We start from the raw sequence: 13,422 nt of genomic DNA, 5'->3' as shown, positions 1-13,422 counted from the left end.
CGGCGCGCAACATATCGAGCGCAATAGGTTTTCAAGTAGGTTCTCAGGCATCGACGACGCAGCGAAAGCCGATCAGGCCGGAGCGGTCCTTGCACGGCGCCATCAGCAGGTACTTGCCGTGCTGGTCGAGCCGCAACGCGCGCGGGAAATACCAGTGCGACGTCTGCGGCGCGTACGAACTGCCGCCGCGCAGCACCGCGGCGCGCGTGTGCTCGTCCGCGTATTCGTCGGTCCACTGCCAGACGTTGCCGGCGAGGTCGAGCACGCCGAACGGACTGGCGCCTAGCGGATGCGCGTCGACGTCGGCCGGCGGCGCAAGCGCGCGGCCGCGATTCGTCTTCGGCGCGGCGGCATCGACCCAGTCGTTGCCCCACGGATAGAGGCGACCGTCGTTGCCCTGCGCGGCGTACTGCCATTCCCATTCGCGCGGCAGGCGCTTGCCGGCCCAGGCCGCGTAGGCGCGCGCGTCCTCGAGCGAAACCCAGGTGACCGGCTTGTTCTCCCAGCCCGGCCGCGGCGCGCCGTCTTTCCAGTCGCGCAAAAAGTTGTGCGCGTCGCGCGGGGTATACTTTGCCGCATCGAGGAAGCGCTTGTATTGCGCGTTCGTCACCGGCGTGCGGTCGATATGGAACTTCTCGATATGCAGGCGCCGGCGATGGCCGCGCCGCGCGCTCGATTCCCACGGATACTGCACGTCGAGGCCGGCCCAGGTCTGGCCCTCGATCTCGATGCCGTGTACGACGAAATCGAAGTCGCCCGCGGGAACCGTCACCATGCCGTCGGGAGCGTCCGCGACACGCTGCGTCGCCTCGATCGCGACGAGCCGCTGCGGCAGCGCCTGCCACGCGTTCGGCAGCGACTGCAGCGGCGTCTGTGCGCGCTCGCGCATCTGCGCGAGCAACGCATCGAGGCCGTCGACTCGCACGCCGGCATCGACGGCGAGCAGCGCGCCGAAGCCGCGCGCTTCGAGCGCGAACTCGAATACCGCCTTGCCTGCGTCGAGGCGCGGCTTCAGCGCGACGCCGTGCCAGAGATCGAAATAGCGCGCGCCGTCGCGGTGCGCAACCGCGATCTGCTCGCCGTCGACGGCGTATTCGTTGCGGTTGACGAGGTTCCACACGGTCACGCCGTCGCGCGGGAATTCGCTCGCGAACACGCCGGCCTGCAGCGTCTTCGCGTATGGGCGCCAGTCGACACTGGTCATCTGCGCGGCGAATCGGCGTTCGATCAGCATGCAGCGGCGCAGCGTTTCCGCGTTGCGCGGCGTGAACCCGTTCCAGATGCCCCAGACGTTTTCCCAGGCGTTGTAGCCGATGCCGTTGAAGAACATGTACTGCAGGTCGTTCGTGCGCTCGCGGCCCCAGCGGTTTTCGTAGTGGATCATGTGGCGCGGTTCGAGCCATTTGAACTTGGCCACCGACGGCACGACGTCGGCCGGCGCCTTCTTGCCCCAGCTCGACACGTTCCAGATCAGTTGCTCCTCGGCGCTGATCGTCGACTCGGGTTCGAGCACGACCGGGCAGCCGAGCGCGTCGCAGGCGTCGAAGAACGCGCGCGGCACGCCGTTGTAGGTGTCGCCGTTGAGGCCGTCGGCGCCGACCGCCTGGACGATCTTCGCGACCGCGAGCCAGTCGGCCTCGCCCTGCTCGCGCGTGCCGTGATCCCACGGCATCGTCGGCAGGAACACCTTGACGCCGCGGCGGTGGAAGTCCTCGACCGCACCGCGCAGGCCTTCGAGGCCGCCCGGCAAGTCGCGCGCGAGGTCGAACTGGTTGCGGTCGTCCACGCCGATGTTCGGATACACGTACCAGATCAGCACGCTGTCGACGCCGCCGTAGCGCGCTTCGAGATCGTCGAGGTAGCGGTCGATGGTATATTTCTGCGCAATGGGGTCGTAGAAGTAGCGATCCTCGACCATCATCTGCACATGGACGAAATTGCGCTGCGCCCATTGCAGCTCGGCGCGGCGGTAGTTCGCGTCGTCGTAGCCGATGCGCGCGAGGTGCTCGCGCCGCCAGTCGCGCAGGGAGGCGATCCAGTCGTCGCTGCTCGCGTTGACGTCGATCGTCCAGTGGCCGATCTCGGCGAACGGCCAACCTGGCGCCTTGCCCGGCGTCGGCAGGTAGCGGCCCGTGGTGACGTGCGAGAAGTGGTAGTGCGTCTTGCGCGGCTTGTCGTCGGACGGCGAAGTCATGGAAGCGTCTTGAAGGTCAATGCGATAGCCCGCAATTCGCGTGCAGGCGCGGGCGTTGAGCACAACCCTGATGCCCGCGGCACCCGGCACCTGCGTGGCGCGCAGCCGGCGACCGGAACGGCATGGGGGAAAAGGCTGCGCTCATGGATTCAACGCCTGATAGACGAGGTTGTGGAACGTGGCGTTGATTTTAGGCAGATCGTGCCCTTCATTGCGCGGCAGATATTGCGCCAAAAGTATGGCGACGAGCCGTTCCCGCGGATCGATCAGATAATACGTCGAGGCCGCGCCGGACCAGCCGAATGCGCCGTCGGAGGCAAGGCGGCCGCGTCGCGTCGCGTCGAGCACGACCGAACCGCCGAGGCCGAAGCCCTCGCCCTCGTGGAGTCCGGGCGCCGGCAGCAGCGCATTGGCGAGATGATTGCGCAGCATCGTTTCAACGGTCTTGCGACCGAGCAGGGTCACGCCATTGACCGTACCGCCATCGAGCAGCATCCGAGCGAAGCGCGCGTAATCGCTCGCGGTCGAGTACAGGCCGCCTGCGCCGCTCGGATAGGCATTCAGCATTGCCCCCGGCTCGCGCACGCCGCGCATGTCGGCGGCCACGAGCCGGCCGTCGGCGTCGCTCGTGACGAGTTCGACCAGGCGTGCGCGTTTTTCGCGTGGCACCGAGAAGCCGGTATCGCGCATGCCGAGCGGAGCGAGGATGCGTGCTTCGACGAAGCGGTCGAACGGCTGGCCGCCAACGACTTCGACGAGGCGCGCGAGCGGTTCGATCGACATGCCGTCGTAACCGAAGCGCGTTCCCGGATCATGGGCGAGCGGAACGCGCGCGAGTCGGGCCACGTACTCGTCGAGACTCGCGGCGGCGTGCAAGTCGGCGCGTTCGACCAGCGCGGCACGCCCTTCATCGCCTGCCGCGCCCGTAGCAAAACCGGCCGTATGCGTGAGCAGATCGTGGATCGTGATGGCACGGGCCGGCGCCCGCAGTCGCGGCACGTCGGCCGTGCCGCCGGCGAATACGCGCACATCGGCGAACGCGGGCAGGTATCCGGCAATCGGATCGTCGAGGCCGATCCTGCCCTCTTCGAGCAGCATCAGCACTGCGACCGTGGTGACGGTCTTGCTCATCGAATAGATGCGGAAAATGGCGTCGACCGGCATCGGCTCCGTGCGCGCGAGATCGCGGTAGCCGTAGGTGCGCAGCGTCGGGGCTTCACCGTCGCGCGCAAGCAGCACGACAGCGCCCGGATAACCGTGGGCGCCGGTAACGCGCTGCAGGAAGTCGTCCAGGCGTTTGAGCCGCGTGGCGGAGAAGCCCGCCGGCGCGTCCGTTTCAATCGCCGGCGCGGAGCCGGCGGCAAACGCTTGCGCGAAAAGCAGTGCGAAAAGCGCCGGCGTGCGCCAGTGAAGCATCGTGCGAATCAGAACGTGAACTTGTCGGTGATCGAGACGACGCGGCCGCGCCCGGCGAAGAAGTCCTGGTAGTTGTCGATCTGGTTGTAGGCGAGGATGTAGTACTTGTCGAACAGGTTCTCGACGCCGAGCGTGAGCTTGCCGAATTTGCGCGTGTCGTAATTCAACTCGAAATCCCACAACGTATAGCCGTGGATCTGCTCGAACGCGGTCGTGTTCTGGTTGACGGAGCGCGAGAGCAGCGTCGTCTCGCCGAGCGTGGCGTTGCCGTACGGGGAGAAGCTCCAGGTCACCGACGCGCCGATCTTCGCCGGACTGATGTCGTTGATGCCCATGTGCTTGGTCAGCGGGCCGTTGGCGACGAACGTGGTGTAGCCCATCGCGCGCGAATAGAGCAGCGTCGCCTTCCAGTCCTCGGCGATGTTGAGGTCGCCGGAGAATTCGTAGCCTTTGATGTCGACCGGCGCGCGGTTCATGATGTAGTCGCCCGTGGTCGGATCGACCGAGAGCGACACGCCGAACTGCGAAGTCGATTTGTACGTCGACGCGGAAAAGCCCGCGCGCTCGCCGCGCCAGTTGATGCCGACCTCCTCGTTGCGCACGATGATCGCCTGCAGGTCCTGCATCTGCGACACCGACACGCCGGGCTTGTTGACGTTGCGCAGCGGAATGCCCGCGTTGGGCAGGGTGAAGCCCTTGCTCCACGAAGCGAACGCGGACCAACCGTCGGCGAAGCGCCAGATCGCGCCGACGTTGGGCAGGTTGGATTCGTAGTCGATCGTGCCGCCTTTCACCGCGACGCTGTTGCGGTAGTACGTCGTCGTGTAGTCGTCCACCTCGAGCTGGCCGTTCTCGCGGCGGATGCCACCAACCAGCGTGACCGGACCTATGTCCCACGACAACTGCGCGTACGGCGCCCAGCTCGTGTAGTCCATCGGCGGCACCCACAGGCGGTTGGTGATCGCGAGCTTCTGCTGCGCCACGTCCTCGACCAGGTCGACGCCGGTGTGCAGCTCGAGTCCGCTGATGCCGAAGATGTCCGGCCGCGTCCACGACGTGCGCAGGCCTTTCTTCTGCGAATTGATTTCCGACTGGTCGATCAGGGTGCCGAGCGGCGCGATGCTCGGGTCCTGCTTGTCGGGTGTCGCCTCGGGCAGGAAGCGCATCGCCTGGCTCGCCTTGTAGACGTCCATCGCCAGCGTGCCGCCGAGGAAGTCGCTGTTGAGGTATTTGAGCTGGGCCTGCCAGAAATCGTTGAACGGCGTGTAGGTACCCGGATTGTGGCCGCGCACCGAGGTGTCGGTGATGCCCTTGCTGCGGTCGCCGAGCTCTTCGATGTAGTTGTCCTTGCCGTCGATCTTGAACTTGCTCAGGGTCAGCTGCAGGCGCTGCGAATTGCCTTCGCCGAAGTCGTAGCCGAACTTGGCGAAGAAGTTGTCCGAGGTCGTGTCGGCGAGCGAACCGGACTGGTTCATGCCGATGCGCCGGCCGTTCGCGTCCCAGGTGATGCCGCGATCGATGTACGAACCGGCGAGGTACATGTCGAAGTCGCCGCTCTTGTGCGCCCAGTTCACGCCGACCTTGTAGCCCGAGGAATCGTCCTCGAACTGGGTCGAGTAGCGCATGGTCAGGTCGACCTGATCGCCTTCCTTCTGCGCGGTCTTCGAGATGTAGTTGATGATGCCGCCCGCGGCACCGATGCCTTCGGCGGCCGAAGGACCGTTGATCACCTCGATGCGATCGACGATGCCCATGTCGGTGAACGTCGCGTTGCGCGTACCTTCGCGCAACGGCGAGCCCTGTGGGATACCATCGAACAGGCGCAGTGGAATGCGCCCACGCAGGTTCTCGCCGGTGTTGCTCATCGCTTGCGAGGATTCGGCGTAACCGGGTACGGTACGCGCGAGGACGGCGGTGGCGTCATCGGTCAGCGCGAGCGTGCGGTCGACCTCGGCCTTGGTCACCACCACGATCGCGCCCGGAATCTTGTCCACCGCCTTGGCGCTGCGCGAGCCCGTGGTCACAGTGACGGTTTCGAGTTCCTGTTTGGGTTTGTCGTTAGGCGCTGCGTTGTCGGCCTGCGCCGCGTTCGCGGCGGAATTCGCGGCGGCGGAATCGTCGGCGTGCACGCTTGCGGCGGCCGCGAGCGCGATGCAGCCGAGCGCGGCGATAATGGGTCTGGTCATTGCGTTCTCCCCGATCATTTTTAGGTGGAGCCGCACGACTCGGCTCCGCTGGCGTCGCAGCCTGCCCCGGGCAGACTGTGTGCTGCGCGTCTCGCTGCGGACGCTTCGGATACAGCACTCGACAATCGGAGCCTAGGCGCTCGCAGCGAAGAGAGGAATCGCCCGCGCCTATGTTCAGATTCTACTTTTTGTTGTCATCGCCCCGCGCGCCTCGGCGAGCAGCACGGTGACCAAGCGGATGCGCACGGTCGAGCGCGACCAGACCGTGCCGATGCGGCGCGGCTCGCTCGGCTGCGGCAGCGGCATGCGCACGAGATGCAGCCCTTCCGGCCACGGCTGCGCGTAGTCGGGCACGATCGACACGCCGAGACCGCGGTCGACCATGACCGCGATCGCGTTGAGCGCATTCAGCTCGAAGCGCTCGTGCGGCACGATGCCGTTCTCGCGCAGATAGGCGTCGGCGAGGCGGCCGCCCCACTGGTTGCGGTCGTAGCGGATCAGCGGTTCGTTCGCGAGCAGTTCGTGCGGGTCGCGCCCGGCGTACTTCTTCGGCGCGATCAGCACGAGCGGCTCCTCGCGCAGCAGCAGCCAATCGCAGGTCTTGGGCAGAGGATACGGCGCCTGCAGCACGAGCGCCGCGTCGAGCTCCCCGCCCTCGACCGCGCGGTACAGCTCCGCCGAGTAGCCGGGGCGGATGAACACGTTGATCTGCGGGAATTTCGCGACCATGCGCGCGAGGACGTCGGGCAGCATGCCCGCGAGCGCGGTCGGACATGCGCCGAGACGCAACTCGCCCGATACGGAACTGTCGTTGGCGATGCTGCGCAGGTCGGCGACGTCGCGCAGCAACGCACGCGCGTGCTCCAGGATGCGCGCACCTTTCTCGGTCACGCTGACCGTGCGCCCGACGCGGGCGATCAGCGTCACGCCGATCTCGCGTTCAAGCGTGCGGATTTGCTGGGCGACGGCCGCAGGCGTGATGTTGAGCACGCGCGCCGCGGCGGCCATCGAGCCGCGCTCGACCACGCTGACGAAGGTGTTGAGGAATTGGGTATCCACGTTCGTATCCTAACGGCTGAAGCGCCTCAGTAGCAGGCTCTGCATGCGATCATCGCGGCAACGCCGTCACGGCTCCCGGTCGCGGAAGATCGTCAATCCCGCGAGCGAATGCGCCGGCGGCGGGAACAACAAGCTTGCGAGATAGCCGATCACGATGCACAGCAGGATCGAAATCGCGAGATAGAAATACGGGTGCACGATCTTGAACGACCAGATCGCGAGTGTCAGCACCATGCTCGAGGCGATGCCGATGGCCACGCCGGGCGAATTGGCGCGACGGGTGAACATGCCGAGCGTGTATGCGCCGGCAAAGCCGCCGCCGAGCAGGCCGGCGAGTTCGATCGAGACGTCGAACAGCGAATGGACGTCGAAACGCGACAGCAGCAGCGCGATGCCGATGCCGACGAGACCCGCGACGACGGTCATGACCTCGGCGAAGCGCACGCTTTTGCGCGGATCGGGACTCTTCACGAGCTTCTCGTAGAAATCGACCGAGGCCAGCGTGGCCACCGAGTTCATGATGCCCGACAGCGTCGCCATCGCCGCGGCGAAGATGCCGGCGATGATCAGGCCGGTCACGCCGCTCGGCAATTCCGCCGCGATGAACAGCGGAAACGTCGCATCGATCGGCAGCAGCGGATTCACGCGCTCCGGATGCGTCTTGTAGAACACGAACAGCGCCGTGCCGATGGTGTAGAAGACGAAGCCGCCCGGAACCATGATCGCGGCGAAGGCCCAGATCGAACGGCCGGCCTCCTTGTCGGACGGGGTCGAGAGCACGCGCTGCATCAACACCTGGTCCTTCGGAAACGTCAGCACCACGTCAAACAGCACGAGGAACAGGAAGCCCCACACCGTCGCACGGGTCAGATCGAAGCGGAAGTCGAACAGCTTGGTCTTGTGCCCGGCGAGCGCGGTCGCGGCGAATTCGCCGAAGCCGCCGTGCAGATGCCAGACGATGAAGCCGATCGCGAAGATCGCGCCGCCCATCTTGACGACGACCTGGACGACGTCGGTCCAGATCACCGCCTTCATGCCGCCGAGCGCGGTGTAGACGATGGTGAAGCCACCCATCAACAGGATGCTCCAGGTCACATCGATGCCGGTAATCGTCGCTATCGCGAGGGCGGGCAGGTACAGGATCACGCTCATGCGGCTGCCGAGCTGCATGGCGATGCACAACGCGCTGGCAAGCATGCGTATCGCCGGATGGAAGCGCGTCTCCAGATACGAGAACACGCTCATCAGGTCGAGCCGGCGCAGCAGCGGCACGATCCAGATGGCGACGAAGACCAGGCCAACCACGGCGGTGAGGTTGTTCGCCATGTAGGTCCAATTCGTCTCGAACGCCTTGGCCGGGATCGCGATGAAGCTGATCGAGCTGGTATTCGCCGCATACAGACTTACGCCGGCGGCCCAGAACGGGATGCTGCGGCCGCCGACGAAGAATTCCGAAGTCGAAGCGTTCTTGTCGCGCAGGTAGAAATACATGCCGATGCCGATCATGCCGGCGAGGTAGACGGCAATGACGACCCAGTCCAGCCAATTGAGCAGCACCTTGCCGGCCTCGATCTCGGAGTAGCCGAATGCGATCGCGCCGTTCGCATCGGCTCGTGCCCACAGCATGCCGTTGTTCCATGCGGCCACGCCGTTCGCATCGGCCGTTCCCGCTTCGGCGAGCGTAGCCCAGCTGCCGGTGATGGTGTGGTAGCTGACCATCTTCGTCGCAGCGTCATTCGGAGAAACAGCTTCGCGCACGAGATAGAGAATCGTGGCCTGACCGATCGCACGTGCCGAATTCGGCACGATTGCACCTGGCGCGTTCGATCCGGATACCCAGCCGCTTTCGCCCGACCAGCGCCAGATATGGTCGATGCCGGCTTCCGGCACAGTGACGTAGACCGCCGCCCCTTGCTGTGCGACCGAGCTCGCCGCGCCGCCCGGCCAACCGGCGACGGTTTTCCATTGCGCGCCGGCTATGAACGATTCAAGTTGCAAGAGCACCGTGCCGCCGCCCGCGGCGTCGAGACCGACGACGGACAGCATGCCGTCCCGAGTTGCGGCATGCGCGTCCACCAGCGCCGTCGGCAGGGATGCGAGCTGCCGCGATCGGAGCACGCCGTTCACGAGCGTGAGCACGCCGATCGAGTCGACCGCCTGCGACGACGTCGCACCGCACAGGGCATAAGCGCGCACGCCATCCCCGAAAACGACGCGGATCGCTTGCCCGGACGCCATTTCCAGCCTCGCCGGACGCCATTCCTTGCGGTCTTCATCGAGCACGAAAGCGCCGGCCGCACCGAAAGCCGCGATGCGCCCCTGGATCGTCGCGAGCCCCGTCAGGGAAATGGCGTGCTGCAACGGCGGCAACGACCCGGTATCGACCGAAATCAGGCTCCGCATGTCGGCGTGCGCGGTGCAACTGAACAGCAAAGCGCAGATCGCGAGGCGGCGCAAGACTCCTGCGAATGAAAACTCAATTGCCAGCAAACCGCCCTCCCCTCCAGATTCTTTTTCATGATCCCGCCTGCGCCGGGCGAGGGTCATTTCATTTTCGGTGGTATGTCGTCCGCCGCCGCGATTATCGCTTCGGCTCGACGCAGGTACGGAGCGTCGATCATGCTCCCGTCGACAAGCACGGCGCCACAATCGCTCTTGGCGGCAAGCCGCGCGGCAGCGACGATGCGCCGGGCGCGTTCGATCTCCTGCGGGCCCGCAGTGAATGCCGCATTGGCGAGCGCTACCTGCTTCGGATGGATGCAGGTCTTGCCGACAAAACCGAGCTGCCTCGCCATGTGCGCTTCGGCGCGGTAGCCTTCTTCGTCGTCGATCTCGGCGAACGCGGCATCGCAGCAAAACACGCCCGCTTCCGCCGCCGCCATGCGCAAGGCGAACATCGCCGCATGCACGTTCCGAGGGTCGCGGCGGTCGATGCCGAACGGTTCGAACAGATCGCCCAAACCCAGTTGCAACCCTTTCACGCGCGGATGAGCTGTGGCGATGGAGACCGCGAGACGCAGCGCTTTCGGCGTTTCGACGTTGACCAGCAACCCGACCGGCGCAGCGCGATGCGCAGCGGCTTCGACTCGCTCCAGGACTGCGGCGGCGGCGATCACGGCCTGTGCGGATTCGCATTTGGGCAGATTGATCAGGTCGACGTCCAATCCCGCGAACGCCTCCACGTCGGCGACGAAATGCGGCGAATCCAGCGCGTTGACGCGCACGATTACCCGCTTGCCCGAGCCTTGCATGTCCGTGTCGCGCACGAACTCGGCCACCTGCGCGCGCGCGCGCGCCTTGGCGTCTTCCGGCACCGCATCCTCGAGATCGAAGGAGATCGCATCCGCAGTGCCGCCGAACGCCTTGGCGAACAGTTCGGGCCGTGTGCCAGGCACGAACAGCTTGCTGCGCAGTAAAGGCATTTTCATGACCGACAGTGTGCGTGGATGGGACGCAAAATAAACCCGTCATGTCGAGGTTTCAGACGAAAGATTTCGTGATGACCGGCGCGCGCGCAGGCGCACCCGAGCGTCAGGCGCCATCGCGAGTCGCACACCCGCGCGCCTCGCGTTGTACCCGCGCGATGGACGACCATATGGACGCTGCGATGAAGGCTGCGCCGACCAGGGATGCGAACGACGACTCGTGCACAGGCAAGACGGCGCATGCAAGCATGGCCACCGCGAGCGTGCCGATCGCATAATGCGCTCCATGCTCCAGATAGACGTAGCGGTGCAGAATGCCGCTGCGAACGAAGTGCAACGTCAGCGAACGAACGAAGACTGCGCCGACGGCCAAGCCCAATGCGATCACGACGATGTCGCGTGTCACCGCGAACGCACCGATCACGCCATCGAACGAGAACGACATGTCGAGCATTTCCAGGTAGAGGAAATTGGCGAAGTTGGCGCGCCACGCCGATTTTGCCGGCACACCCGGCTGCGCTTGCATGAACATCGCACCGATGCCCTGGACGACGAGGTAGAGGATGATGCCCGCCACTGCCGCCGCCAATACCGGGAAATAACGCGGCGCGGGCAACCACAGGCGCAGGCCGGACACGGCACAAAGCGCGATCAACACGGCGCTTCCATCGAATTTCGCCGCCTTCGCCAGGCGTTTCTCGACCCGGCCTATCCAATGAACATCCCGGCTCCCGTCGAAGACGAAATCGAGAAAGACGAGGAGCAGGAAGCTGCCGCCGAAGGCGGAAATCAGTGGGTAAACCGAGTTCAGCAAGCGCGCATAACCGTCCGGATCCTCCCATGCCATGCGCGTGACCGAACCCGGATACTCGCCGGTCGAAGTGCTGACGATGAGAATCGGAAAGACCAGCCGCACTGCGAACACCGCGACCAGGATTCCCAGTGTTAGGAAAAGCCGGCGCCATCTCTCGCTCATCCTTTCCAGGACGCGAGCATTCAAGACGGCATTGTCAAACGACAGGCCTATTTCGAGCAGCGCCAGCACGAACGTCAGCCAAAGCGCAGACGGCCCGCCGAGAGCGGCATGACTGCCGCGCCAATAAGCGACGGCGAAGCACAGCAACGTGACCGCAAAGCATGCCTTAAAATCGCGCACGCCCGGACCTCGTTGCCGACTGCGCGTCGCCATCCCGCACCGTCGGCGTCGGCCGCCGTGAACGGTATAGATCGGGAGCTGCAATAACGAGACGTCCCAGCCCATGCGGGCAACCGTCGTCTGCATGGCCAAGCGTCGTTCCCATGCCGCGCAATGTGAGCGAATGCCATCTGCGAAACAGCCTGCAACGGCAAAATTCAGACGATAGTTTTCGTTACGCGTGTCGGACTTGAACGGATCGCGCCGCGCCGACGCTTAGGGTCTCGCGGAAAAGTGCAATCGCCATTGCTGCTTCCGCAGCAATGGCGATTGACAGCCCATCAATGGCTTGATGCCGCGCTCTTGTCGCGCAACGCCTTGAACTCCGAACCCGCCTTCCACTCGGGCCAGCGTGCGGAGTCGGCGAGGTCGCGGCCAATGTCGTACATCAACGCTATGTCCTGCACCGCACCGTCGAGCTTCCAGTCGGGACCGTACGCGTCGCAGGGCTGGTGATAGCAATGGCCGGTGTAGTCGTCGACCCACTTCTGCCCGGCCGCGCGGCCGCCGTCGACGAGGTCGGAAGCGCCGGCGATGCCCATCATCAGCAGTACCGGCACACCGCGCTTGGCGAACGAGAAATGGTCGGCGCGGTAGAACAGGCCGCGCTCGGGCAGGCTTTCGGGCGTGACCGTGCGGCCCTGCGCCTTGGCGAAGCGCGCGAGGTCGTCCTCGAGCGTGTCCTGCCCCGCGCCGACGAGGATCACGTCGCGCGCCTTGCCGGCGGTTTGCAGCACGTCGATGGTCAGGTTGGCGACGGTCTTTTCCATCGGATAGACCGGAGCCAGCGCATAGGCTTCAGAGCCGAGCAGGCCGCGCTCTTCCGCGGTCCAGACGCCGAAGACGACGCTGCGCTTCGGCGCCGGCTGCGCCTTGAACTGGCGCGCGATCTCGATCAGGCCGGCGACGCCGATGCCGTCGTCGTTGGCACCGCGGCGGATCGTGTTGCCCTGCGCGTCCGCCGGCCCCCTGCCATAGGCGTCCCAATGCGCGCCGTAGAAGACGACTTCGTCGGCATGCGTCGTGCCTGGAATCTTCGCCAGCACGTTGTGGCTTTCGACGACTTCGTGCTCGACCGGGATGTCGGCCGAGAACGTCTCGCCCTTGAGCATGACCGGGCGAAAATCCGCGCGCCGCGCCGCCTTGCGCTGCGCGGCCAGATCGAAGCCCGCAGCGGCGAACAGCTTCGTCGCCGCTTCGCCCGAGATCCAGCCCTGCAGCGCTAGGCTGCTCAGCTTGTCCGCCGCGCGCACGATGTCGAAGTTCTCGCCCTGCGGACTGACGACGACGTTCCAGCCGTAGCCCGCGCCGGGCGTGTCGTGCACGATCAGCGCCCCGATCGCGCCGCGGCGCGCCGCTTCCTCGTACTTGTAGGTCCAGCGGCCGTAGTAGGTCATGGTCTTGCCGCCGAAGCGGCCGTAAACCGGCTCGCCCTTCGCCGCCTCGAAATCCGGATCGTTGACCAGGAACACCGCGACCTTGCCCTTGAGATCGACGCCTTTGTAGTCGTCCCACTTGCGCTCCGGCGCGCTGACACCGTAGCCGACGAACACCATCGGCGCACGCTCGATCAGCGCGCGGTCGTCCGGGCGAATCGTCGACAGGTAGACCTCCTTGCCGCGCTGCCACGGCCGCAAGCTGTCGCCGACGTCGACGCCGAGCGTCTTCGCATCGCCAAGCTTCGTATGCAGCAACGGCGCCGCCTGCACCCAACTGCCGTCCTTGCCGCCCGGCTGCAGGCCGAGCGCCTCGAACTGGCCGATCAGGTAGCCGACCGACCGCTCTTCGCCTCGCGTCCCTGGCGCGCGACCTTCGAAGAAATCCGAGGACAAGGTCTGCACCGTGGCCGCGATGCGGTCGGCGCTGAGTTGCTGGGCGGCGGCGGGCAAGGCGAAGGCGCAGAACGCCAGCGCAACAGGCAAAATTTTCATCATGGCACCCTTTGGA

At 65.6% G+C, this 13,422-nt stretch carries 8 protein-coding genes; all 8 read right to left on the bottom strand.

Translation table 11 applies throughout. The features are described 5' to 3' along the window. Positions 1-43: 43 nt before the first annotated feature. Positions 44-2,194, bottom strand: a complete 2,151-nt coding sequence (locus QM741_RS10025) for a formylglycine-generating enzyme family protein (RefSeq protein WP_415207570.1) — start codon at positions 2,192-2,194, stop codon at positions 44-46. A gap of 141 nt (positions 2,195-2,335) precedes the next feature. After that, entirely contained in the window at positions 2,336-3,610 is a 1,275-nt protein-coding gene (locus QM741_RS10020; RefSeq protein WP_415207569.1) for a serine hydrolase domain-containing protein, read from the bottom strand. A gap of 8 nt (positions 3,611-3,618) precedes the next feature. After that, the gene (locus tag QM741_RS10015; RefSeq protein WP_415207568.1) at positions 3,619-5,796 is read right to left on the bottom strand and encodes a TonB-dependent receptor; all 2,178 of its coding nucleotides are present in this window, start codon (positions 5,794-5,796) and stop codon (positions 3,619-3,621) included. A 174-nt stretch (positions 5,797-5,970) separates the two neighbouring features. Further along, entirely contained in the window at positions 5,971-6,855 is an 885-nt protein-coding gene (locus QM741_RS10010; protein WP_415207567.1) for a LysR family transcriptional regulator, read from the bottom strand. A gap of 66 nt (positions 6,856-6,921) precedes the next feature. Continuing rightward, positions 6,922-9,312 carry a sodium:solute symporter family transporter gene (locus QM741_RS10005; protein WP_415207566.1) on the bottom strand — a complete coding sequence of 797 codons (2,391 nt, stop codon included), beginning with the start codon at positions 9,310-9,312 and terminating at the stop codon, positions 6,922-6,924. An 86-nt stretch (positions 9,313-9,398) separates the two neighbouring features. Then, positions 9,399-10,283 carry an HpcH/HpaI aldolase/citrate lyase family protein gene (locus tag QM741_RS10000; RefSeq protein ID WP_415207565.1) on the bottom strand — a complete coding sequence of 295 codons (885 nt, stop codon included), beginning with the start codon at positions 10,281-10,283 and terminating at the stop codon, positions 9,399-9,401. A gap of 103 nt (positions 10,284-10,386) precedes the next feature. Further along, positions 10,387-11,469, bottom strand: a complete 1,083-nt coding sequence (locus tag QM741_RS09995; RefSeq protein WP_415209105.1) for a DUF475 domain-containing protein — start codon at positions 11,467-11,469, stop codon at positions 10,387-10,389. A gap of 287 nt (positions 11,470-11,756) precedes the next feature. Continuing rightward, positions 11,757-13,406 carry a M28 family metallopeptidase gene (locus QM741_RS09990; protein ID WP_415207564.1) on the bottom strand — a complete coding sequence of 550 codons (1,650 nt, stop codon included), beginning with the start codon at positions 13,404-13,406 and terminating at the stop codon, positions 11,757-11,759. Positions 13,407-13,422 lie beyond the last annotated feature (16 nt).

Source organism: Rudaea sp. (assembly GCF_047601565.1).
GTDB lineage: Bacteria > Pseudomonadota > Gammaproteobacteria > Xanthomonadales > Rhodanobacteraceae > Rudaea.
Note: the sequence above shows the minus strand (reverse complement) of the source record. Positions and strands in the feature narration are given on the sequence as shown.

Bases quoted from the DNA above. Each gene is read 5' to 3' on its own strand.
- QM741_RS10025 (WP_415207570.1), bottom strand. From the start codon at position 2,194: ATGACTTCGCCGTCCGACGACAAGCCGCGCAAGACGCACTACCACTTC.
- QM741_RS10020 (WP_415207569.1), bottom strand. From the start codon at position 3,610: ATGCTTCACTGGCGCACGCCGGCGCTTTTCGCACTGCTTTTCGCGCAA.
- QM741_RS10015 (WP_415207568.1), bottom strand. From the start codon at position 5,796: ATGACCAGACCCATTATCGCCGCGCTCGGCTGCATCGCGCTCGCGGCC.
- QM741_RS10000 (WP_415207565.1), bottom strand. From the start codon at position 10,283: ATGAAAATGCCTTTACTGCGCAGCAAGCTGTTCGTGCCTGGCACACGG.
- QM741_RS09995 (WP_415209105.1), bottom strand. From the start codon at position 11,469: ATGGCGACGCGCAGTCGGCAACGAGGTCCGGGCGTGCGCGATTTTAAG.
- QM741_RS09990 (WP_415207564.1), bottom strand. From the start codon at position 13,406: ATGAAAATTTTGCCTGTTGCGCTGGCGTTCTGCGCCTTCGCCTTGCCC.